Here is a 23,349-nt window from a genome sequence, read left to right as displayed (position 1 = left end):
AGACCACAGAGCCTGTCAAGGGCCCCCGAAACACCCCTGACCAGCCGTTATGCGACCTACATATGCAGGAACCTTTAAGTAAGAAGGCAGCGAAAACAACGCTGCCGGAGTACTGTCTTCCGCTAGACCACTTGCCGCTGTGGACTAGACCAAAACAGGCGGCGACGGTATACAGAGGGGATCACCAAGTGACCCTTGTCCGGAGCCGGAAAGGCGGAGCATGAGCACCGACGTCAGCAGTGCGGAGAACGAGGGTGGGGCCACCGTCCGCACCGCGCGTGTGCCCAAGTACTACCGCCTGAAGAAGCACCTGCTCGACATGACGGAGACGTTGCAACCCGGCACACCGGTCCCGCCCGAGCGCACGCTGGCCGCGGAGTTCGACACCTCGCGCACCACCGTGCGCCAGGCACTTCAGGAACTGGTCGTCGAGGGCCGCCTGGAGCGCATCCAGGGCAAGGGCACGTTCGTCGCCAAGCCGAAGGTCTCCCAGGCCCTCCAACTCACCTCGTACACCGAGGACATGCGCGCCCAGGGCCTCGAACCGACCTCGCAGCTCCTGGACATCGGCTACATCACCGCCGACGACACCCTCGCCGACCTGCTCGACATCACCGCCGGCGGCCGGGTGCTGCGCATCGAGCGCCTCCGCATGGCGAACGCCGAGCCGATGGCCATCGAGACGACCCACCTCAGCGCGAAGCGCTTCCCCGCGCTGCGCAGGTCACTCGTCAAGTACACGTCTCTCTACACTGCGTTGGCCGAGGTCTACGACGTCCATCTCGCCGAGGCCGAGGAGACCATCGAGACCTCGCTGGCCACCCCGCGCGAGGCCGGCCTGCTCAGCACCGACGTGGGCCTGCCCATGCTGATGCTCTCCCGCCACTCCCTCGACAAGGAGGGCAAGCCGGTGGAGTGGGTGCGGTCGGTGTACCGGGGGGACAGGTACAAGTTCGTGGCCCGCCTCAAGCGGCCGCAGGACTAGTTCGTGGCCCGCCTCAAGCGCCCACAGGACTAGTTCGTGGCGCGACTCAAGCACCCACAGGGCTAGGGGACTTACGGAGTCACCCGGGTTGCTCTACGTTCCTCCCGTCGCCGCATGGACGGGAGGACCACCCGGTGCGTACCGCGAACGTCCGAACCATCGTCGTCTGGACCCTCGTCGCGCTCGTCGGCACGGCGGGCTGGTCCGTGCTCGCGCTGGCGCGGGGCGAGAACGTGTCGGCCGCCTGGATGGTCGCCGCCGCCCTCGGCTCGTACGCCATCGCCTACCGCTTCTACGCGAAGTTCATCGTGTACAAGGTGCTCAAGGTCGACGGCACCCGGGCCACCCCGGCCGAACGCCTCGACAACGGCATCGACTACCACCCCACCGACCGCCGCGTCCTGCTGGGCCACCACTTCGCCGCGATCGCCGGCGCGGGCCCGCTCGTCGGACCCGTACTCGCCGCGCAGATGGGCTACTTGCCCGGCACGATCTGGATCGTCGTCGGCGTCATCTTCGCGGGCGCGGTCCAGGACATGGTGGTGCTGTTCTTCTCAACCCGCCGTGACGGCAGGTCACTTGGGCAGATGGCCCGTGAGGAGATCGGCCCCTTCGGCGGCGCGGCGGCGCTGGTCGCCACCTTCGCCATCATGATCATCCTGCTCGGCGTGCTGGCCCTGGTCGTCGTGAACGCGCTGGCCTCCTCCCCCTGGGGCACCTTCTCCATCGGCATGACCATCCCGATCGCCCTGCTGATGGGCTTCTATCTGCGGGTACTTCGCCCCGGCCGCGTCTCCGAGGTCTCCCTGATCGGCGTGGCCCTGCTGCTGCTCGCCCTGGTCGCGGGCCGCTGGGTCGCCGAGTCGTCCTGGGCCGGCACCTTCACCCTCGCGCCCTCGACGCTGGTGATCTGGCTGGTGGGCTACGGCTTCGTCGCCTCGATCCTCCCCGTCTGGACCCTGCTCGCCCCGCGCGACTACCTCTCCACGTTCATGAAGATCGGCACCATCGCCCTGCTGGCGATCGGCGTCGTGGTCGCCCTGCCCGCCCTGAAGATGCCCGCCGTCACCGACTTCGCCAAGCACGGCAACGGTCCGGTGTTCGCCGGCTCGCTCTTCCCCTTCGTCTTCATCACGATCGCCTGCGGCGCCCTGTCCGGGTTCCACTCGCTCATCTCCAGCGGTACGACGCCGAAGATGATCCAGAAGGAAACCCAGATCCGCATGATCGGCTACGGCGCGATGCTGATGGAGTCGTCCGTCGCCGTGATGGCACTGGTCGCCGCGAGCATCATCGACCCGGGCCTCTACTTCGCGATGAACGCCCCGTCGGGCGCGATCGGCACGACCGTGCAGAACGCCTCGCAGGTGGTGAGCAGTTGGGGCTATCACATCTCCCCCGCCGACCTCGCACAGGCCGCGAAGAACGTCGACGAGGCGAGCCTGCTGTCCCGTACCGGCGGAGCGCCCACCCTCGCGGTCGGCGTCTCGGAGATCTTCTCCAAGGTGACCGGCGGGAGTCTGCGCGCCTTCTGGTACCACTTCGCGATCATGTTCGAGGCGCTGTTCATCCTGACCGCGCTGGACGCGGGCACGCGGGTGGGCCGGTTCATGCTCCAGGACATGCTGGGGAACGTCTACCGGCCGTTCAAGAACGTGAGTTGGAAGCCGGGCCTGGCCCTCACGAGCGCGATCGTGTGCGCACTCTGGGGCTACTTCCTCTGGGTCGGCGTCCACGAACCGCTCGGCGGGATCAACCAGCTCTTCCCGATCTTCGGCATCTCCAACCAACTGCTGGCCGCCGTCGCCCTGGCCGTCTGCACCACCCTCCTGGTGAAGTCCGGACGCCTCAAGTGGGCCTGGATCACCGGGGTTCCGCTCGCCTGGGACGCGACGGTCACCCTGACCGCGAGCTGGCAGAAGGTGTTCTCCAGCGACCCGAAGGTCGGCTTCTTCAAGCAACGGTCCGTGTTCCAGGACGCGATCGACGCGGGCAAGGTCCTGCCGCCCGCCAAGTCGATGGACGACATGCACACCGTCGTCACCAACTCCACGGTGGACGGAGTGCTTTCGGCCATTCTCGCGGTGCTGGTCGTGGTCGTCATCGCGGACGCCCTTCGCGTCTGCGTTCGACACATCCGCCGCCCCGCGCTCTCCACGCTGAGCGAGACGCCGTACGTCGAGTCGAACATCGTGGCACCGGCCGGGCTGATCCCCACCCGGGAGGAGAAGGAGGAGGCGACCCGGGATGCGGTCGGCGTTCCAGCGGGCGATTAGCGGGGTGCGTTGGTACGTCCGGGAGTTGATGGACGAGTCGGCGTACGACCGCTGTGTGGCGCACGTACGCCGGGACCACCCCGACGCGGAGGTCCCGAACCGGCGCGACTTCGAACGCATGCGGACGGACCGCCAGGAGGCCGACCCGCGCCAGGGCTTCCGCTGCTGTTGACCCTGTTCCGGCCTGTCCCTGACACCGATGTCACGTCTTCACGGAATCGACATGCCGATATACGGACGAGGTCTTCCGCTCGCGCGATGCCGTGACCTAGATTGCCTGCGCATTACACAGGCGATCATCGAAGGTGACGGAGCCGCGATATGTCAGATGTACCGGAAGTCCCGCCCGAAGCGGCAGCACCGGTGGTGACACCGACACGCGTCGTCATCGCCGTCTGCCTGTTCGCGCCCTTCGTCGCGCTCCTCTGGGTCGGCTCCTACGCCAAGACGGACCCCGCGTTCATCGGCATCCCGTTCTTCTACTGGTACCAGATGCTGTGGGTGCTGATCTCGACGGCGCTGACGATGACCGCCTACAAACTGTGGCAGCGCGACCAGCGGGCCCGCCATGGAGGTAACCGGTGAACGACGGCGTGAACGGCGTCGCCCTCGGCGTCTTCATCTTCTTCTTCCTGGCCGTCACGGTCCTGGGCTTCCTGGCCGCCCGCTGGCGCCGGGCCGACAACGAGCAGAGCCTCGACGAATGGGGCCTGGGCGGACGGTCGTTCGGCACCTGGGTCACCTGGTTCCTGCTCGGCGGCGACCTCTACACGGCGTATACGTTCGTCGCGGTCCCGGCGGCGGTCTACGCGGCGGGCGCGGCCGGCTTCTTCGCGGTGCCCTACACGATCCTCGTGTACCCCCTCATCTTCACGTTCCTGCCCCGCCTCTGGTCGGTGTCGCACAAGCACGGATACGTGACGACGTCCGACTTCGTGCGCGGCCGCTTCGGCTCGAAGGGCCTGTCCCTGGCGGTGGCGGTCACCGGCATCCTCGCGACGATGCCGTACATCGCGCTCCAACTGGTCGGCATCCAGGCCGTGTTGGACGTCATGGGGGTGGGCGGCAGCGCGAGTTCCAACTGGTTCGTGAAGGACCTGCCGCTGCTGATCGCGTTCGCGGTGCTGGCGGCATACACCTACTCCTCCGGCCTCCGCGCCCCCGCGCTGATCGCGTTCGTGAAGGACGGCCTGATCTACATCGTCATCACGGTGGCGATCATCTACATCCCGATCAAGCTCGGCGGCTTCGACGACATCTTCAGCGCGGCGGGCGCCAAGTTCAAGGCGGCGGGAGCGGGCGGACTCGTACCGGCCCCGGCGGGCCAATGGACGTACGCCACACTGGCGTTGGGCTCGGCACTGGCCCTGTTCATGTACCCCCACTCGATCACGGCCACGCTCTCCTCGAAGAGCCGCAACGTGATCCGCCGCAACACCACGATCCTGCCCCTGTATTCACTGATGCTGGGCCTGCTCGCACTGCTCGGCTTCATGGCGATCGCGGCCGGAGTCAAGGTAACCAACGGCCAGTTGGCGATCCCACAGCTCTTCGAGAACATGTTCCCTGACTGGTTCGCGGGCGTGGCCTTCGCCGCGATCGGCATCGGCGCCCTGGTCCCCGCGGCGATCATGTCCATCGCGGCGGCGAACCTCTTCACCCGCAACATCTACAAGGACTTCATCAAGCCGGACGCGACCCCGGCCCAGGAGACCAAGGTCTCCAAGATCGTCTCGCTCCTGGTGAAGGTCGGCGCCCTGGCCTTCGTCCTGACGATGGACAAGACGGTAGCCATCAACTTCCAGCTCCTGGGCGGCATCTGGATCCTCCAGACCTTCCCGTCCCTGGTAGGCGGCCTCTTCACCCGCTGGCCCCACCGCTGGGCCCTCCTCACCGGCTGGGCGGTCGGCATGATCTACGGCACCCTCGCGGCGTACGGGGTCGCCTCCCCGACCCAGGACCACTTCGGCGGCTCGTCCAAGGAGATCCCCGGCATCGGCGAGATCGGCTACATCGGCCTGACGGCGTTCGTCCTGAACGTCGTGGTGACCGTGGTCCTCACGTTCGCGTTGAAGGCGTTCAAGGCCCCGGAGGGCGTGGACGAGACAGCTCCGGGGGACTACACGGCAGACGCAGGCGACCCGGGCGTAGAGGTGGAACTACCTCCGGCAACAGCAGGGGCAACCCATTAGCGCCGGGTGAGCATCCCCACCTAAGGGGCGCGGGGAACTGCGCGACCAGCCACGACGAACCCGCAGCGGGCCACCGAGAGCACCCCCCTCGGCGGCCCGCTGTTCGTACACACTCACCTACATGGACATCCTCATCCGCCGAGCAATCCCCACCGAATACGAAGACCTCGGCACCCTCACAGCCCACGCCTACCTCGACGACGGCCTCCTCGACTACGGCGAGACCGACCCGTACCTCCCCGTGCTGAAGGACGTAGCAGGCCGAGCCGCAGCCGCCGAGGTCCTCGTCGCCGTAGAGGGTGACCACCTCCTCGGCGGAGTCACCTTCGTCCAAGGCCCCGGCCCCGTCGCCGACATCGCCCGCCCCGGCGAAGCAGAAATCCGCGCACTGGCAATCACCCGCACCGCCCGAGGCCGAGGCGCCGGCGAGGCCCTGGTCCGCGCCTGCCTCGACCGCGCCCGAGCCACCGAAGGCTGCACGGCCGTGGTCCTGTCGACCCAGAGCTCGATGCACGCGGCCCACCGCATCTACGAACGCCTGGGTTTCGTCCGCACACCCGACCGGGACTGGAATCCCGTGCCACACCTGGACGATCTCACTCTGCTCACCTATCAACTGACGCTCTGAAACCGCCGCGACACAACATCTGGGGTTGCTACGACAGCCCGGCACAAGATGTATGCTCATGCTCGCTGTCGCCGCAGGGGAATCCGGTGCGAATCCGGAACTGTCCCGCAACGGTGTACTTACGTGCATATGCACGCATGGCCAGTCCGAGGACCTGCCGACAGCTCGCGTCCGGCCACCCGGCCAGGCGCATGACGTCCGGGCCTCGTGGAGTGGGCCGGTGGACGCGACGCCCCGTGCGCTCGTGTACTGCCGCCTGCCCTCGGCGAGGCCCCGTGCCGAGCGAGGGAGAGCCCCACCGTGACCATCGCGCCAGCAGAGCCGGCATCAGCGACCCAGGTGAACGAGGCGACCGTAGCGACCGCGACCGGAACCGACGTTCCTGGTACGGCCGTTCCCGGAGCGACCGTTCCCGGAGCCGACGGCCCCGGTACCGCGATCCTGCGGACCCTGACCGAGCTGACCGCCGATCTCCCCGACGCCGACCCCGGCCGGGTCGCCGCCGCCACGTTGCGCGGCCGGTCCGCGCACGCGGACGTGGCGGAACTGCGCGAACTGGCCACGGAGGCGGCCGCCGGCCTCATCTCCGAGGACCCCGTCTACTCCCGCCTCGCCGCCCGGCTGCTGACGATCAGCATCGCCGCCGAGGCCGCCTCCCAGGGCGTCACGACGTTCACCGAGTCCGTCGCCGTGGGCCACCGCGAGGGCCTCATCGCGGACCGCACCGCCGAGTTCGCGACGCTGCACGCGGCCCGCCTGGACGCGCTGATCGACACGGAGGCCGACGACCGCTTCGGCTACTTCGGGCTGCGCACCCTGTACAGCCGTTACCTGCTCCGCCACCCGATCACCCGCAAGGTCATCGAGACGCCCCAGCACTTCATGCTGCGTGTGGCCGCCGGTCTCGCGGAGGACGACAGCACCCGCGCCCTGGACGAAGTAGCCGCGCTCTACCGCCTGATGAGCCGCCTCGACTACCTCCCCTCCTCCCCCACGCTCTTCAACTCCGGCACCCGGCACCCCCAGATGTCGTCCTGCTACCTCCTCGACTCCCCGCTGGACGAGCTGGACTCCATCTACGACCGCTACCACCAGGTCGCCCGCCTCTCGAAGCACGCAGGCGGCATCGGACTGTCGTACTCCCGTATCCGCAGCCGGGGTTCACTGATCCGCGGCACGAACGGCCACTCGAACGGCATCGTCCCGTTCCTGAAGACGCTGGACGCCTCGGTCGCCGCGGTGAACCAGGGCGGCCGGCGCAAGGGCGCGGCCGCGGTGTACCTGGAGACCTGGCACTCCGACATCGAGGAGTTCCTGGAGCTGCGGGACAACACCGGTGAGGACGCCCGCCGTACGCACAACCTGAACCTGGCGCACTGGATCCCGGACGAGTTCATGCGCCGGGTGAACGAGAACGGCGACTGGTCGCTCTTCTCCCCCGCCGACGTGCCCGAGCTGGTCGACCTGTGGGGCGACGAGTTCGACGCCGCGTACCGCAAGGCCGAGGCGCAGGGGCTGGCCAGGAAGACCATCCCGGCCCGCGACCTCTACGGCCGCATGATGCGCACCCTCGCGCAGACCGGCAACGGCTGGATGACCTTCAAGGACGCGGCCAACCGCACCGCCAACCAGACGGCCGAGCCGGGCCACACCGTCCACTCCTCGAACCTCTGCACGGAGATCCTGGAGGTCACGGACGACGGCGAGACCGCGGTCTGCAACCTGGGTTCCGTGAACCTGGGCGCGTTCGTCGACCAGGCGAACGGAGACATCGACTGGGAGCGGCTGGACGAGACGGTCCGCACGGCCGTCACCTTCCTGGACCGCGTGGTCGACATCAACTTCTACCCGACCGAGCAGGCGGGCCGTTCCAACGCCCGCTGGCGCCCGGTCGGCCTGGGCGCGATGGGCCTCCAGGACGTCTTCTTCAAACTCCGCGTCCCCTTCGACTCCCCGCAGGCCAAGGCCCTTTCCACCCGTATCTCCGAGCGCATCATGCTCGCCTCGTACGAGGCATCCGCCGACCTCGCCGAGCGCAACGGCCCGTTGCCCGCCTGGGAGAAGACCCGCACCGCTCGCGGCGTCCTGCACCCCGACCACTACGACGTGGAACCGACCTGGCCGGAGCGCTGGTCGGCACTGCGGGAACGTATCGCCCAAACCGGCATGCGCAACAGCCTGTTGCTGGCGATCGCCCCCACGGCCACCATCGCCTCGATCGCCGGCGTCTACGAGTGCATCGAGCCGCAGGTCTCCAACCTCTTCAAGCGCGAGACGCTCTCCGGCGAGTTCCTCCAGGTCAACTCCTACCTGGTCGACGAGTTGAAGCAGCTCGGCGTGTGGGACGCCCGCACCCGCGAGGCGCTGCGCGAGGCCAACGGCTCGGTGCAGGCCTTCAGTTGGATCCCGGAAGACGTGCGCGCCCTGTACCGCACGGCCTGGGAGATCCCGCAGCGCGGCCTGATCGACATGGCCGCCGCCCGCACCCCGTACCTGGACCAGTCCCAGTCCCTGAACCTGTTCCTGGAGACGCCGACGATCGGCAAGCTCTCCTCGATGTACGCGTACGCCTGGAAGCAGGGCCTGAAGACGACGTACTACCTGCGCTCCCGCCCGGCCACCCGCATCGCCCGCGCCGCCCAGGCCCAAACGCAAACCCCCATCCCCGTACAGCAGTTGACCCCCGACGAAGACGCGGTCGCCTGCTCCCTTGAGAACCCCGAGTCCTGCGAGGCCTGCCAGTAATGAGCTCCACCGAAAAGAACCTCCTCGACCCGGGCTTCGAGCTGACCCTCCGCCCCATGCGCTACCCGGACTTCTACGAGCGCTACCGGGACGCGATCAAGAACACCTGGACCGTCGAGGAGGTCGACCTCCACTCGGACGTCGCCGACCTCGCGAAGCTGACACCGGGTGAGCAGCACATGATCGGCCGGCTGGTCGCGTTCTTCGCGACGGGCGACTCGATCGTGGCGAACAACCTCGTGCTGACGCTGTACAAGCACATCAACTCCCCCGAGGCGCGGCTGTACTTGAGCCGTCAGCTCTTCGAGGAAGCGGTCCACGTCCAGTTCTATCTGACCCTCCTGGACACCTACCTCCCCGACCCGGAGGACAGGGCGGCCGCCTTCGACGCGGTGGAGAACATCCCCTCCATCCGCGAGAAGGCCGAGTTCTGCTTCAAGTGGATCAACGAGGTCGAGAAGCTGGACAGCCTCCAGACCCAGGCCGACCGCCGCCGCTTCCTCCTCAACCTGATCTGCTTCGCCGCGTGCATCGAGGGCCTGTTCTTCTACGGCGCGTTCGCGTACGTCTACTGGTTCCGCAGCCGAGGTCTCCTGCACGGCCTCGCCACCGGCACCAACTGGGTGTTCCGCGACGAGACCATGCACATGAGCTTCGCCTTCGAGGTGGTCGACACCGTCCGCAAGGAGGAGCCGGAGCTGTTCGACGACCGGCTCCAGCAGGAGGTGACCGACATGCTGCGCGAAGCCGTCGAGGCGGAGCTGCAGTTCGGGCGCGACCTGTGCGGTGAGGGTCTGCCGGGCATGAACACCGACTCGATGCGCCAGTACCTGGAGTGCGTCGCGGACCAGCGCCTCCAGCGACTGGGCTTCGCGCCGGTCTACGGCTCCGAAAACCCCTTCTCCTTCATGGAGTTGCAGGGCGTGCAGGAGCTGACGAACTTCTTCGAGCGCCGCCCGTCGGCGTACCAGGTCGCCGTGGAGGGCACGGTCGACCTCGACGAGGACTTCTAGCCCCACGCGGCCGACCCCGGTCGCCCTTTATCTGCCTCTTACTTCGCGGACGGCCCATGGAGCTTCCATGGGCCGTCCATGGAGTTTCTATGGAGCGGCAAAGTTCATGGGGTGCGTCTGTTCGCGGTCTCGTCGCCCCGGCTACGTTCCACCCGTCCTGTTCATGTCATTCACCAATGGCCCCACAGGACGCTCAAAGTGTCATGCCCATGACGATGCCATCTGCCGCCGCTACGCGCGTCACAGGCCTGCCACCACGCCGAGGAACCCCACTCCCACGATGGAGGCAGTACCCCCATGCGTGAAAAGCCCCGACGGAGTCTGCGAAGACTGCTGACCGCCGCCATACCCGCCCTCACCCTCAGCGTCTTCGGGCTCGTGGCGGCCTCCCCCGCCGACGCGCAGCCCGCCCCCCAGGCGGCCGTCCAGTCCGCCCAGGTCTCCAAGGTCACCCAGAACTCCAAGGCCCTGACCTCCCCCGCGGCCCAGGCCGTCCACTCGACCGGCAAGGCCGGGCAGAAGGTGCCGACCGAGCATCTGTGTGCCGCCGCGGCCCCCGGTTCGGCATCCTGCTTCGCGCAGCGGCGCACCGACATCAAGCAGCAACTGGCCGCCGCCGTGCACGCGGACGCCGCAGCCGCGGTCTCCGGGCTGAGCCCGGCCAACCTGCACAGCGCGTACGCGCTGCCCTCGACCGGCGGCTCCGGCCTGACGGTCGCGGTGGTCGACGCGTACAACGACCCCAACGCCGAGTCGGACCTGGCCACTTACCGCTCGAACTTCGGCCTCTCCGCCTGCACCAAGGCCAGCGGCTGCTTCAAGCAGGTCAGCCAGACCGGCTCGACCACCTCCCTGCCGACGAACGACACCGGCTGGGCGGGCGAGGAAGCGCTCGACATCGACATGGTCAGCGCGGTCTGCCCGAACTGCAACATCATCCTGGTGGAGGCCACTTCGGCCACCGACGCCAACCTCGGCACCGCCGAGAACGAGGCCGTCACCCTGGGCGCGAAGTTCGTCTCCAACAGCTGGGGCGGCGACGAGGCCTCCTCGCAGACCTCCGAGGACACCTCGTACTTCAAGCACCCGGGCGTCGCGATCACCGTCTCCTCCGGTGACGAGGCCTACGGCGCCGAGTACCCGGCAACGTCCCAGTACGTGACGGCAGTCGGCGGCACCGCGCTGTCGACGTCGTCCAACACGCGCGGCTGGACCGAGTCCGTGTGGAAGACCAGCAGCACCGAGGGCGGCGGCTCCGGCTGCTCCGCCTACGACGCGAAGCCGACCTGGCAGACCGACACGGGCTGCACCAAGCGCATGGAGGCCGACGTCTCCGCCGTCGCCGACCCCGCCACCGGCGTGGCCGTCTACGACACCTACGGCGGCTCCGGCTGGGCGGTCTACGGCGGCACCAGCGCCTCGTCCCCGATCATCGCGGGCGTCTACGCGCTGGCCGGCACTCCGGGCTCCAGCGACTACCCGGCGAAGTACCCCTACTCCCACACCAGCAACCTGTACGACGTCACGAGCGGCAACAACGGCACCTGCTCGACGAGTTACTTCTGCACCGCGGGCACCGGCTACGACGGCCCGACCGGCTGGGGCACCCCGGACGGCACCGCCGCCTTCACCTCCGGCACCACCACGGGCAACACGGTGACCGTCACCAACCCGGGCAGCCAGTCCACGGTGACCGGCTCCACGGCCAGCCTGCAGATCTCGGCCTCCGACAGCGTGAGCGCGACCCTCACCTACAGCGCGAGCGGGCTGCCGACCGGCCTGTCGATCAGCAGCTCGACCGGGCTGATCTCCGGCACCGCGTCCACCGCCGGCACCTACGCCGTCACGGTGACCGCGACCGACTCCACCGGCGCCTCCGGCTCGGCCTCCTTCACCTGGACGGTCAGCACCTCCGGCGGCGGCAGCTGCACCTCGTCCCAGCTCCTGGGCAACGCGGGCTTCGAGTCGGGCAACACGACCTGGACCGCGAGCAGCGGGGTCATCACCAACGACACCGGCGAGGCGGCCCATGCCGGTTCGTACAAGGCCTGGCTCGACGGCTACGGCTCGACCCACACCGACACGCTGTCCCAGTCGGTGACGATCCCGTCCGGCTGCACGGGCACGACGTTCACCTTCTACCTGCACGTCGACACGGCGGAGACCAGCACCAGCACGGCTTACGACAAGCTGACGGTCACCGCCGGATCGACCACCCTGGCCACCTACTCCAACCTCAACGCGGCCACCGGGTACGTCGCGAAGTCCTTCAGCCTGTCGGCCTTCGCCGGCACCACCGTCACCCTGAAGTTCAGCGGAGTCGAGGACTCCTCGCTCCAGACCAGCTTCGTCGTCGACGACACCGCCGTCACGACCGGCTGACCTCCTCATGAGCTGAGCCCCGGCCGTCTCGCAGCGGTCGGGGCTCTGTCATGTCCACGAATACTTCACAGTTCACGGGGGATCCGGATACGGCCGAGACACGTCAAAAGGCAAAGGAGGCCCCCCATGCGTCGATCGATTCTCGGTCCGTCCCTCGCCGTCGCCACCCTGGCACTCGCCCTCACAGGCTGCGGCGGCACGAAGTCCGACACCGGCAGCGGCAGTGTGTCGCCGTCGTCCTCCCCCACACCGAGCAAGAGCCGGTCGGCCTGTACGGCGAAGGAGACACTCGCCGCCACCGACACGAACGGCACGTTCTGCGTGACGACCGGCAACACCGTCCGCATCCTGCTGGACGGGACGACCACCCGCCCCTGGGCGCCGGTCAAGACGGTGGGCAGTGGCCTGAAGGCCACCAACAGCGGGATCCTGATCCGGCCCGGCGACGCGAGCAACGCGTACGAGGCGGTCTCGGCCGGGACCGTGAAGCTCACGTCGTCCCGGCCGCTGTGTGCCACCGCCGCGCACAAGATCTCGTGCAAGGGCATTCAGGAATGGTCGGTCACCGTCGTGGTGTCGAAGTGATCATCCGGTGGGCGGTCCTGATCTGACGGTCGATGCGCCGGTCGTGCGCGATACCGAGCAGCGACGGGAAGGCCACGGCCACGAGGGCGGCGGCGACAGCGAGAAGGGCGATGAGGTTGTCCACGGCTGCGTTCATGGACATGAGTCTCGTCCTTTTGACTCCTTACCGTGAGTGGCAGGACTGCCGCACACCCTCGATTTACTGCCAATCCGGGGGCACACTGGCTCCATGCTGAAAAACGTGGCCGTAGTCCTGCTCGACGGAGTCGCCCCCTTCGAACTCGGCGTCGTCTGCGAGGTGTTCGGCCTCGACCGCAGCGACGAGGGGCTGCCGGTCTACGACTTCGCGGTCACCTCGGCCGAGGGGCCGACGCTCACCACCCACGCGGGCTTCTCCCTGACCGTCGACCACGGCCTGGAGCGCCTGGAGAGCGCGGACCTCATCGCCGTACCGGCCGGTGCGACCTACACGGCCCGGGAGTACCCGGAGGAACTCCTCGACGCCCTGCGGCGGGCCGTGGACCGGGGTGCCCGGGTGCTCAGCGTCTGTTCGGGCGTGTTCGTGCTGGCCGCGGCCGGGCTGCTGGACGGGCGGCGGTGCGCGGTGCACTGGCATCACGCGGAGCTGCTCGCCCAGCGGTATCCGAAGGTCGTCGTGGAACCGGATGTGCTGTACGTCGACGAGGACCCGGTGATCACCTCCGCCGGCACCGCGGCCGGCATCGACGCCTGTCTGCACATCGTGCGCAAGGAGCAGGGCCCTGAGGTCGCCAACGCCATCGCGCGGCGGATGGTCGTACCGCCGCACCGCGACGGCGGCCAGGCCCAGTACATCGAGCGGCCGTTGCCGCGCTCGCAGTGCGACACGGTGGGCGAGGTGCTGGTGTGGATGGCGGAGCACCTCGACCAGGAGGTCACCGTCGAACAGCTCGCCGCCCGTGCCCACATGTCGCCGCGCACCTTCGCCCGCCGCTTCCAGCAGGAGACCGGGACCACGCCGTACCGCTGGATCCTGCGTCAACGGGTGCTGCTGGCCCAGCAGTTGCTGGAGGGGACGGACGAGACGATGGACGCGATCGCCTGGCGGGCCGGCTTCGGCACCGCACCCGCCCTGCGCCACCAGTTCGTCCGGGCGCTGGGCACCACCCCGAACGCCTACCGGCGCACGTTCAGGGGCCCGGAAGCCGCCTGAACGTACGCCCCTCACCTCACCTCGGCAGGGCCCTGAGCAGCAGCCCGTGCGGGTGGAGGGTGATGCCGATGCGGGTGGCGTCGTTCGAGCCGGACACCTGCTCGAAGCGGTACCTCGTCGCCACCGCCGCCGTGAGCAGGCTCAGCAGGGCCATCGAGAAGTGGTCGCTGGGACACTTCCGGTTGCCGTTGCTGAACGGGCTCATGGCGAACTTCGGTACGTCCTTGGACCGTTCCGGAAGCCAGCGGTCGGGGTCGAAGTCCTCGTTTCGGTCATACGAACGCGGGTCGCGCTGGATGGCGTAGGGGCTGTAGATGATGTCGGCCCCGGCCGGAATCCGATAGCCGCCCAGTTCGGTGTCGGCGACCGCCCGCCGCGTCAATATCCATACGGCGGGAAGCAGCCGCAGCGTCTCGACGACGACATTGTTCGTGTACGTGAGCTTGCGGACGTCGTCGAATGCCACCGGGCGGCCGCCCGTTACGGATTCAACCTCTTCGCGTACCTTGTCGGCGTGTTCCGGGTGTTCGGCGAGGACCTGGAGCAGCGACATGATCGTGGACGCGATTGTCTCGCTTCCGGGGGTGAGGATGGCGACGACCTGGTCGTGGATCTCCTGTTCCCCGATCGGGTCGCCATTGTCGTCCGTCGCCTCCAGCAATGCGGTCAGCAAATCGTCCGGCTTTTGACCGGATTCGCGCCGCTCGGCGACGATCTCGTCGACCAGGAGATGCAAATCGGCCAATGCCCGGTTGAATTGGCGGTTGGCCGGAAGGGGCAGCCGGTAGAGCGGTCCGGCCGGTACCACCATCCGCCGGTACATGCCCCGGAAGACGGTGGCGAGCGCGACACACAGCCGCTCGGCGCGCTCGTCCATGAAGTCGCCGCGCAGCAGACAGCGGGCCGCGATCCGCACGGCGACCCGGAAGGACTCGGAGGTGCAGTCGATCGTCCCGCCGGACTTCCACCGCTCGGTGAGCGCGTGCGCCTCCTCCTCCATGATCGGCCCGTAGCCGGGGATCACGTCGAGCCGGAACGCGGGCTGGATGATGCGCCGTTGGCGCCGGTGCAGGGACCCGTTGGCGGTGGCCACGCCCTCCTTGCCGAGCAGTCCCTCCAGGGACTCCCACAGCGGGCCCGCGATGATGAACTCGGGGTTCAGCGCCAGGGCGCCGGTGAGGGCGGGCGCGGTGACGGCGTAGACCGTCTTGGGGCCGAGCTTCAGCCGGACCACGTCGCCGTGGTCGCGGAGTTGGGCCATGAAGGCCAGCGGGTCGCGGACCAGCTTCCAGCCGTGGCCGAGAAGCGGGACCCGGCCGCCCGCGACGGGCGGTTCGAGCAGCTCCGGCACCTCGGATGCCGCGGGCCGCACAGACTCGACGGTCATTTCTCACCTGCCGCTTCGTTGTTGACGTACGGGGGTGTGGACCGGTCGTCCCAGCTGTCGACCATGTAACGGCCGGACTCGTGGTGGAACCAGTAGACGGTGCTGAACCAGTTCCGCATATTGCCGAGGCAGGTCCGTACCGCGGCACTCAATTCCATTCCGCGCACGGTGCCGTCGTCGAGCCGGTCGGCGAGCCGTAAGGTGTCCTGTTCCGCGACGAGGAATTCGGCGATGCATTCCTCGACCCGGCGCCTCACTTCGGCGACCGTCTCCTCAAGAGTCAGCCCCTCGTGTGCGATGAGGCTGATTCCGAGATTGTGGACCTCGTCGCCCGCGAGTTCTTTGGGCAGCGAGCAGAGGTCGTTGTACCAGGCGGCGAATTCCTGGCTGAGCAGTGCCGCCCGCCGATATCCCGGGTGTTTCCTTACGGAGTCCGGGAGTTCGAGTCCCGCGCTCGCCTCCAGCAGATCGGTCCAGATCCAGTGCGCGAAGGTGAGCCGGCGCAGTGCGAGGTATTCCTCGACCGTGGGGACGGTCCCCTCGGTGCGGTTGCGGAATTCACGGTCGTAGGCCTCGATGACCGCGTGGAAGTGCCGGGCGAACCGCGCGTTCCAGGTGTCGGGCAGGAACGAGTAGATCCGCATCACGCTGTCGGCGAACCCGGCGACCAGCGGGTCCGGGTGGAGCAGATGGTGCCGTGGTGATTCCAGTGCCGCGTGCAACCGGAACCTCAACCGCCGCCAGGCGTCGGGGCGTTGGTGCACGATGTCCCGGTCGTGGCGGTCGTCCCAGACGAAGAACCACGCGCTGTAGTCCGCTATCGCCTGGAGCACCTCGTCCGGTGCGCCCAGGTAATACCCGGCCATCAGGTCCGTGTAGCAAAGACCGTCGGCATATTCCCTGACCTTGTCCCCCGACATGAGGCGCTTTTCCAGCAGCCAGACACGTGTCTTCTCCTGGAGCCTCGGCCAATACGGATGCAGTTGCCGGGGAAACGCCGTCTCGATCACCGGGAGAGAGAGCGACGGTGGAACCGCGATCGCCGTCGTTACCGTTGCCGTTGCCGATGTGGTGCTGTGTGAGAAAGCAGGCACGAACAAACCCCTCTCAGCCGCCAGTTGCGCACGCCCCTCCCGCTGTGCCGGGCGTGCGCCGTTGCGTATCCCCGCACTTCCTATTCAGCACCACAACTGACCGTTCTGGGAACGGATTTGCTCCCTTCACTACCCCCAAGTGCCGAGAATCCCCCCTTGTGTGACCGATTCTGGATCACTACACGAGCGAAAACGATCGAATGTACGAGGGACAGACGAACGGCGCCTGGTCAGGGAGTTGCACCTGAACAGACGCCGTACGTAAGGGAGATGTGTCGACCGCTGGGGTCGGCCGGATCAGTCGTTGGCGACCACGGGATAACGGGGCTCGTTCTCGGCCATCTGCCGCAGCGCGTCCTTGCGGTCGCGCTTGGAGAGCCGGTCGATGTAGAGGTAGCCGTAGAGGTGATCGGTCTCGTGCTGCAAACACCGTGCGAAGTACCCGGTGCCGCGGACCTTGATCGGGTTGCCCCGCTCGTCCTGCCCGGTCACCTCGGCGTAGTCCGGGCGTGCGAGCGGCGCATACGCGGTGGGCACCGACAGGCACCCCTCGTTGCTCTCGTCCAGATGCCGCTTGTCGGCGGGCAGATCGACGAGCTTGGGATTGCAGACGACACCGACGTGCCGTTTGCCCTCGTCGTCCATGCAGTCGTAGACGAAGACCTTCAGGTCCACGCCGACCTGGTTGGCGGCGAGACCGACGCCCTCGGCAGTGCGCTGCGAGGCGAACATGTCCGCCACCAGCGTCTGAAGCTCCGCGCCGAAGTCGGTGACGTCCTTGCACTCCTTGTGCAGCACCGGATTCCCGACGACCGTGATGGCCCGCGAACTCCCCCGCTCCCGCCAGGCCGCCTCACGCTCCTCGGTCCCCTCGGTGTCGACGACAAACCCCTCGTCATCCACGGGGAGCACGCCCACGTGCTGCTGATCGGTGTCCTGCTGCGCCATGCCGACGAACGCCTTCCTAAAGCCAAGAGGGGGGAGAAGTTGCTGATACAGGGTACGTGGAGTTCTTCAGGAGACACGGGGCTGAGCTCACCTGCGGGTGGCCACCGACAGCGCCCCGTCTTCCAAGGGGCCGCGGGGCTGTGTCAATGCGGGCACGACCCCGGTCTTTTAAGGAGCGCGGGACTGTCCTGATGTGCGGCTCCGCCGCGCGAGCGCGCCCTGTCTTTTAGGGGCGCGGGGAACTGCGCGACCAGCCACAACGGACCCGCACCCGACCACCGACCTCAGCAGACCTCTTCCAAGTCCCGCCAGTCCCGAGAGTCGGGGCTATCGGCAACCCACCCGTCCAACAACCCCCGAACAAGCGACGCGGGGGCCGCAAGCCCACACTCCCGCTCCGGCACCCACAACTGCCCATCCGTCCGATGCCCCAGCGGCCCAGGATGCCCCGGCTCACTGTGATCATGCGGATCAAGATGCTCCCCATCACCCTCATCGGAAGGCATCCGGGACTCAGAACACATCCGGCACAACAACCGCACGGAAGACGACCAGTCCTCCGCCGCGAACCCCGCATCCGCCGCCAACTGCTCCAGCGCATCCCGATCAGCCTCGGCAGCAGCCTCAAGCAGCACGACCCACGTAGGCACAGGAGACGGCGCCCACAACTCGATCTCGTCGAACACGGGGTACGAGTGCCCGGCCGCCGTGGTCCGCTCCCCGTGCGGCACCCCGTCGTGGAGCACGACCTCACCCCACCGCCGCCCGGACGAGGGAAGCGGAATGGACAGCACCTCGATCCGCGCGGGATCCAGTCGCCGCCCCCACACCACCTCGGCCTCCCCCTCGGGAGACAGCCGTACGGCGGCGCTGCCGAGATCCATGCCCGCCGGCTCACCCGCCCCGGTGACCCCACCCGGCACCCGCAGCCCGTACGCCTGCCAGGCCCGCCGCGCCAGCGGCCAGTCCTGGAGCGCGGTGGCCGCGATACCCACGTTCCACCAGTCAGGCGCGCCGGCCTCCCGGTCGAGCAGCGCGACGGCCCGCAACCCGGCCGCCCGCGCCTGCTCCCAGTCGTGCCGGAACTTGTGGAGAAGGGCGAGATTGAACCAGGACTCGGACAGCCAGGGCTCCAGATCGGCGGCCCGCGTCAGCAGCGCGCCCGCGTCCTCGTACCGACCGTCGCCGATCAGCGTGAACGCGCGGTCTGTGGCCTGCCGCCAAGAGGCGGAGGGCCGATGCCGTCCCTTGCCGAAGATCCTCACGATTCCCGCCTGCCAGTTCCGTTCGTTGGGCTGGCTGTGCCCCCGGACACCCTCTTCTTCGCATCCAACCACGTACGGCTGGGAGGGCGCTCATTACCCATGGGTTACCCAGCCGAAGGCAAGGTCAGACAGTCCCGGGACAGTACCCGGGCCAGTGCTTCCACGACCTCGGGAGCGTAGTCCCCGGCGGTCCCCAGGCGCAGCTCCTCCAGCGCCTGGAGAGGCCCGCCGGGGCCGCCTGCCCGGGTTTTCTCCTCGTACGCGTTCACGGCCCGGACGATCCGCGCGGACACCGGCTGCTCCCGGCACGGGTCGGCCTGCCGCTCCACGACGGCCGCCACCTGAGGACTCACCCCGGTCTGCCGTACGACGGCCCCGCCGAGCAGCGCTATCCGCCGCTGCTCCTCCGGCGGGAGTACGGCGGTGGCGCCGGCCGGTACCGGGTCGACGAGGCTGAGCTGGCCGATGTCGTGCATCAGTGCTGCGTACTCCAGGACGGTGAGGTCGGGTTCGGACAGCCCCAGGTCCCGCCCGACCGCCTGACAGAGCGCGGCGACCCGGCGGGCGTGCCCGGCAGGCGTGTAACCGGCGATCTCGGTGGACCGGGCGAGGGAGGCGATGGTCTGGCGGTAGGTGTCCCGTACGGCCGCGTACCGCCGGAAGGACAGCTGGGTCAGCAGCAGCGGCAGCGAGAACACGGGCAGCGCCCACAGCCCCACGACGGCGACCGCGAGCGCCATCACCGCGCCGGTCGCACACACCGCCGACCCGACCCCGAGCATCCCCCGCAACTCGTCCCGCAGCAGCGGCCCGAACGGCCACCGGGTCCGCGAGTGCGCGAGCGCGGCGGCGAGCACGGCGTCGCAGAGCGCGGTGAGGGAGAGCAGCGCGAGGAGGAGCAGGGCGTAGGCGGGACCGCCCCAGTGCCCGAACACGCCCTGGTTGTACAGGGGTTGGAAACAGACGGCCGCGAAACCGACGGTCAGGATACGGCGTGCCATGTGGTCGGGGGTACGGCTGTGGCCGCGCGCGATGTGCGGCACACAGCCGACGAGCGCGGCGCCGACCACCACGGCGACGGTCTGGAAGACGCCGTGGTGGGTGGGGTGGCCGGCGTCGGCGCCGAGGAGAGCGTAGGAGAGGGCGCCTGCGGCGCCGAGGGGGGCGGTTTCGCGGAGGCCGGTGGTGCCGTTCCAGCGGCTCAACTCGCCTACGGCTACGAGGAGTCCGAAGGCGAGGGCGACGGAGGGCTCTTCGAGGCCGGTCCAGAGGGTGAGGGCAAGGGAGGTGGTGGCGAGGAGGGCGGCGGAGGTGTGGATGAGGGTGAGGATGAGAGGGGGGCGAGGTGAGGGCATGGGTGGTCAACCCCTCATCCCACTGGAAACGGTCGGGCTGGGTGGGAAAGCAATGGACGACTGGACCTCGTCAGCGGTCACCGCCGGATGCCACCCACACCGCCCAAGCGCCCGCACCAACGCCCGAACCATCAACGGGTCGAACTGCGTACCGGCACAGCGCGACAACTCCTCCAGCGCAGCAGACACCGGCCGAGCGCGACGGTAGGACCGAGTCGACGTCATCGCGTCGAAGGCATCGGCAACGGCAACCACCCGCGCGGACTCCGGGATCTGACTCCCCAACAGGCCGTACGGATACCCGCTCCCGTCCAAGCGCTCATGGTGGTGCAGGACAGCCGCACGGGCCTCGCCCAGGAAACCGATGCCCCGCACCATCTCGTGCCCGTACTCGGGATGCAGTTCGATCACCCGCCGCTCCTCGGGAGTCAACGGCCCGTCCTTGCGCAGCAAGCGCGTAGGGACGCCGAGCTTTCCGACGTCGTGCAGGATCCCGGCGAAGCGGAGCACTTCCACCCGGGAGTCGTCCATGCCCAGTTCCCGCGCGATCATCATCGAGGCCTGCCCGACCCGCTCACTGTGCCCGCGGGTGTACCCGTCCTTGATGTCGACGGCCTGGACGAGGGCGCGGATGGTGGCCTGATGCGCGGCTCGCTCCTGGTGGTACTGGGCGAACACCCACCAGGACACCCCCATCGGCAACAGCACGAGCAGCGCGGCGACGGGGCCGTAGGGACTGCGCCACAGGACGGCCATCATCAGCCCGGCGAGCCCGTGCACGCCGATGGGCGCCAGGGACCGTAGGAACAGACCGCGCCAGGCCCGGCGCAGGGGCACCCGCTCGGCCAGCGCGAGGATCCCGCCGTCGAGCACGGTGAGGACCAGGCAGAAGGCGAGGACGGCGGCCAGGGCGGGCACCAGCGCGTACGGGAAGTCGGACGCGACGACGGCGTTCCGCCCGCCCAGCGCCCAGTGCACACGTGCCGCCGCCCACACGCCCAGCGCGAGCTGCGCGGCCCGCCAGCTCCGCCGCAGCCAGGGCGAGCCCTGCTCGACGTGGGAGAACAGCGCCCCCGGCAGCGGCACGAGCGCGGCGGCGGGTGGCGGGAGGAGGAAGGCCGCGGCGAGCAGCACCGGGTAGAAGGTGCCCGCGAACCGGCGCCGGGCGACCTGCTCGCAGCCGGCGTAGAGCGCGGCCAACAGCGCGACCGCCCACCAGGGTGTGTGGACGGTCGGCAGCGGAAGCAGACACCAGAGGGCGCCGGAGACGGCACAGACGACGTACGCACGTGCCCGTGCCGGTGTCGCCTCCATGGCTGCTGCCCTTCCCCCGACCATGCCTGTCCAGGCCGAGGAGCCTAGGGCGGTCGGGGGAGGGACGCGGGCGTATCACCCGCGGATTAGCACGTTCGAGTGACGACAGTCCGTTCAGGACTCCTGCGGAGAGTCAGGACTCCTGCGGGGAGGCCGCCACGTCATGCTCGGGCACGGCCTGTCCGGACCGGATCATCTCCAGGCGTCCCATCACCTTGGAGCGCAGGTCCGACGGCACGTCGTCCTGACCGCAGCACCGCTTGACGAGCTTCTTCACGGCCTGCTCCAGGCCGTACTTCTCCAGGCACGGCGAGCACTCCTCGAAGTGCACCTCGAACTTGGTGCAGTCCGCGTCCGGCATCTCTCTGTCGAGGAACTCGTAGAGATGGTCGAGGACCTCACTGCAGTCCGTTTCGTGCGGCTCTCCGCAGCTCATGAGCCCGAGCCTTTCGCTTCGTTCGACTCTCCGGCACCGGCCGGGACCAGTCCGCGGTCACGCGCGTAGTCCTCGAGCATGCCGCGCAGTTGACGGCGGCCCCGGTGCAGCCGGGACATCACCGTACCGATGGGTGTCCCCATGATGTCCGCGATCTCCTTGTACGCAAAGCCCTCGACGTCCGCGAGATAGACGGCGATGCGGAATTCCTCGGGGATCGCCTGGAGCGCTTCCTTCACGTCCGAGTCGGGCAGGTGGTCGAGCGCCTGCGACTCGGCGGAACGCAGACCCGTCGACATGTGCGACTCGGCACGGGCGAGCTGCCAGTCCTCGATCTCCTCGGCCGCGGAGCGCTGGGGTTCACGCTGCTTCTTGCGGTACGAGTTGATGAAGGTGTTCGTGAGAATCCGGTACAGCCACGCCTTGAGGTTGGTGCCCTCGCGGAACTGGTGGAAGGACGCGTACGCCTTCGCGTACGTCTCCTGCACCAGGTCCTCGGCGTCGGCCGGGTTCCGCGTCATGCGCAGCGCGGCCGAGTACATCTGGTCGAGGAATTCGAGCGCGTCCCGCTCGAAGCGCGCGCTGCGCTCCGTCGTGGACTCCGTGCTCGTGCCCTGGCCCTCGGGCTGCTCCGCCTGGCCGTGTTCGGTCCCTGCGTCGGTACCGGGAACCGGACCCACCTCCTCAAGACTCCGGGCAGCATCGAAGCCGATGCCACCAGAATCGGAGGATAGACGACGATCCGGTCCGCCCGCCGCCCCAATAGGGGTGGCCTTGGTCGCGTGCAGCACCGACCAGTCCAGGTCGGAGCGGCTGCTACGGGCCGGGCAGAAGGTCGAACCCATGCGGCGGACTTCCTTTCTACGACTCTCTATGTCCGCCACAACAGTGGTAAGGGTCCCGGCATTCCCGCCCTTTACCCAAGTGTTCGAGTCCACTCCACCACGCGCCCCGTGATGATCTCCAGGGCCGCCTCCTGCCCGATCTCCGCCCGCTTCGGCACCGCGAACCCATGATCGCCGTACGGCACCTCGACCAGCTCGAAGTCCCCCTCGGGGAACTCCGCCGGCTTCCCGAAGGGATCGTTCCCGCCCTGCACGACGAGCGTGGGTACCCCGGCGCCCAGCAGTTCGTCGGCCCGTGACTTCTCGGGCTTGCCCGGCGGATGCAGCGGGAAACTGAGCGCGAGGACAGCGGCGGCACCCAACTCCGTAGCGGTACGACAGGCCACGCGGGCTCCCGCGCTACGGCCCCCGGAGATCACCGGCAGCCCCGGCTTGGCCACGGCCGCCCAGATCCCCCGCCAGCCGATGTCGAGCGTCTTGGGCGCGGGCGCCACTTTCTTCCCGGCGACCCGCCAGGGCTGCTCGACCAGGGCCACGCTCACCCCGTGCCCGGGAAGCACGGCGGCAAGGGCCTGCAGATCCCGGGCGTCGACACCGCCACCGGCGCCATGACTGACGGCGAGGACGAGCCGCGCCTTCTTGGCCGGGTGCCAGGTGACGCGGGCGGCCCCCGCGTCGGTCTCGATGGTCTCGCTGGAAATGATCTC

The 23,349-nt window shown here is 68.5% G+C and carries 21 protein-coding genes and 1 riboswitch; of the genes, 11 read left to right on the top strand and 10 right to left on the bottom strand.

The window, feature by feature from the left end; genetic code table 11:
- Positions 1-220 precede the first annotated feature (220 nt).
- The 10 genes from OG588_RS33325 to OG588_RS33280 all read left to right on the top strand — a co-directional run bounded on the left by OG588_RS33325 (position 221) and on the right by OG588_RS33280 (position 12,806).
- Positions 221-985 carry a GntR family transcriptional regulator gene (locus tag OG588_RS33325; RefSeq protein ID WP_019058290.1) on the top strand — a complete coding sequence of 255 codons (765 nt, stop codon included), beginning with the start codon at positions 221-223 and terminating at the stop codon, positions 983-985.
- A 134-nt stretch (positions 986-1,119) separates the two neighbouring features.
- Positions 1,120-3,261, top strand: a complete 2,142-nt coding sequence (locus tag OG588_RS33320) for a carbon starvation CstA family protein (protein ID WP_405950477.1) — start codon at positions 1,120-1,122, stop codon at positions 3,259-3,261.
- On the top strand, positions 3,233-3,433 hold the full coding sequence (locus OG588_RS33315) for a YbdD/YjiX family protein (protein ID WP_405950476.1): 201 nt from the start codon (positions 3,233-3,235) through the stop codon (positions 3,431-3,433). The genes OG588_RS33320 and OG588_RS33315 overlap by 29 nt, the downstream gene beginning before the upstream one ends.
- A gap of 149 nt (positions 3,434-3,582) precedes the next feature.
- A complete protein-coding gene (locus OG588_RS33310) occupies positions 3,583-3,846 on the top strand; it encodes a DUF3311 domain-containing protein (RefSeq protein WP_405950475.1) in 264 nt (87 codons plus the stop codon).
- Positions 3,843-5,453, top strand: coding sequence for a monocarboxylate uptake permease MctP (gene mctP / locus OG588_RS33305; protein WP_405950474.1), 1,611 nt, complete (start codon positions 3,843-3,845; stop codon positions 5,451-5,453). The genes OG588_RS33310 and mctP overlap by 4 nt, the downstream gene beginning before the upstream one ends.
- A 121-nt stretch (positions 5,454-5,574) precedes the next feature.
- Positions 5,575-6,081 (top strand): GNAT family N-acetyltransferase, encoded by a 507-nt coding sequence (locus tag OG588_RS33300; RefSeq protein WP_405950473.1) that lies wholly within the window; start codon positions 5,575-5,577, stop codon positions 6,079-6,081.
- 22 nt (positions 6,082-6,103) lie between these two features.
- Positions 6,104-6,258, top strand: a riboswitch (cobalamin riboswitch).
- Positions 6,259-6,381: 123 nt separating this feature from the next.
- The gene (locus OG588_RS33295; RefSeq protein WP_405950472.1) at positions 6,382-8,826 is read left to right on the top strand and encodes a ribonucleoside-diphosphate reductase subunit alpha; all 2,445 of its coding nucleotides are present in this window, start codon (positions 6,382-6,384) and stop codon (positions 8,824-8,826) included.
- On the top strand, positions 8,826-9,839 hold the full coding sequence (locus tag OG588_RS33290) for a ribonucleotide-diphosphate reductase subunit beta (RefSeq protein ID WP_405950471.1): 1,014 nt from the start codon (positions 8,826-8,828) through the stop codon (positions 9,837-9,839). The genes OG588_RS33295 and OG588_RS33290 overlap by 1 nt, the downstream gene beginning before the upstream one ends.
- Before the next feature lie 297 nt (positions 9,840-10,136).
- Entirely contained in the window at positions 10,137-12,221 is a 2,085-nt protein-coding gene (locus OG588_RS33285) for a putative Ig domain-containing protein (RefSeq protein WP_405950470.1), read from the top strand.
- Between the two features lie 126 nt (positions 12,222-12,347).
- Positions 12,348-12,806, top strand: coding sequence for a hypothetical protein (locus OG588_RS33280; protein ID WP_019058299.1), 459 nt, complete (start codon positions 12,348-12,350; stop codon positions 12,804-12,806).
- Here OG588_RS33280 and OG588_RS33275 read toward each other — a convergent pair.
- A complete protein-coding gene (locus tag OG588_RS33275) occupies positions 12,784-12,948 on the bottom strand; it encodes a hypothetical protein (protein ID WP_019058300.1) in 165 nt (54 codons plus the stop codon). The two genes, OG588_RS33280 and OG588_RS33275, sit on opposite strands and share 23 nt — an antisense overlap.
- An 87-nt stretch (positions 12,949-13,035) precedes the next feature.
- Between OG588_RS33275 and OG588_RS33270 the strand changes: the two genes are divergently transcribed.
- Positions 13,036-13,998 (top strand): helix-turn-helix domain-containing protein, encoded by a 963-nt coding sequence (locus OG588_RS33270; protein ID WP_366095675.1) that lies wholly within the window; start codon positions 13,036-13,038, stop codon positions 13,996-13,998.
- Positions 13,999-14,014: 16 nt separating this feature from the next.
- Here OG588_RS33270 and OG588_RS33265 read toward each other — a convergent pair whose 3' ends face one another.
- From OG588_RS33265 to OG588_RS33225, 9 genes are all read right to left on the bottom strand, one after another.
- Positions 14,015-15,385, bottom strand: a complete 1,371-nt coding sequence (locus OG588_RS33265; RefSeq protein WP_405950469.1) for a cytochrome P450 — start codon at positions 15,383-15,385, stop codon at positions 14,015-14,017.
- Positions 15,382-16,479, bottom strand: a complete 1,098-nt coding sequence (gene cyc1 / locus OG588_RS33260) for an epi-isozizaene synthase (RefSeq protein ID WP_405950468.1) — start codon at positions 16,477-16,479, stop codon at positions 15,382-15,384. Before cyc1 ends, OG588_RS33265 begins: the two co-directional genes overlap by 4 nt.
- 297 nt (positions 16,480-16,776) lie before the next feature.
- Positions 16,777-17,427: a peptide deformylase gene (def, locus tag OG588_RS33255; protein ID WP_405950467.1), complete on the bottom strand. Its 651-nt coding sequence runs from the start codon at positions 17,425-17,427 to the stop codon at positions 16,777-16,779.
- Positions 17,428-17,711: 284 nt separating this feature from the next.
- Positions 17,712-18,692, bottom strand: a complete 981-nt coding sequence (locus tag OG588_RS33250; protein ID WP_033282065.1) for a tetratricopeptide repeat domain-containing protein — start codon at positions 18,690-18,692, stop codon at positions 17,712-17,714.
- A 104-nt stretch (positions 18,693-18,796) separates the two neighbouring features.
- Entirely contained in the window at positions 18,797-20,047 is a 1,251-nt protein-coding gene (locus OG588_RS33245) for an HD-GYP domain-containing protein (protein ID WP_405950466.1), read from the bottom strand.
- A gap of 6 nt (positions 20,048-20,053) precedes the next feature.
- Positions 20,054-21,361 carry an HD-GYP domain-containing protein gene (locus OG588_RS33240; RefSeq protein WP_405950465.1) on the bottom strand — a complete coding sequence of 436 codons (1,308 nt, stop codon included), beginning with the start codon at positions 21,359-21,361 and terminating at the stop codon, positions 20,054-20,056.
- Positions 21,362-21,494: 133 nt separating this feature from the next.
- Positions 21,495-21,797 (bottom strand): mycothiol system anti-sigma-R factor, encoded by a 303-nt coding sequence (gene rsrA, locus OG588_RS33235; RefSeq protein ID WP_019058308.1) that lies wholly within the window; start codon positions 21,795-21,797, stop codon positions 21,495-21,497.
- Positions 21,794-22,477: an RNA polymerase sigma factor SigR gene (gene sigR, locus OG588_RS33230; RefSeq protein ID WP_019058309.1), complete on the bottom strand. Its 684-nt coding sequence runs from the start codon at positions 22,475-22,477 to the stop codon at positions 21,794-21,796. The genes rsrA and sigR overlap by 4 nt, the downstream gene beginning before the upstream one ends.
- A 236-nt stretch (positions 22,478-22,713) precedes the next feature.
- Positions 22,714-23,346: an alpha/beta family hydrolase gene (locus OG588_RS33225; protein WP_405953272.1), complete on the bottom strand. Its 633-nt coding sequence runs from the start codon at positions 23,344-23,346 to the stop codon at positions 22,714-22,716.
- Between the last annotated feature and the right edge of the window lie 3 nt (positions 23,347-23,349).

This window comes from Streptomyces prunicolor, assembly GCF_045162825.1.
GTDB classification, from domain to species: Bacteria; Actinomycetota; Actinomycetes; order Streptomycetales; family Streptomycetaceae; genus Streptomyces; species Streptomyces prunicolor.
Note: the sequence above shows the minus strand (reverse complement) of the source record. Positions and strands in the feature narration are given on the sequence as shown.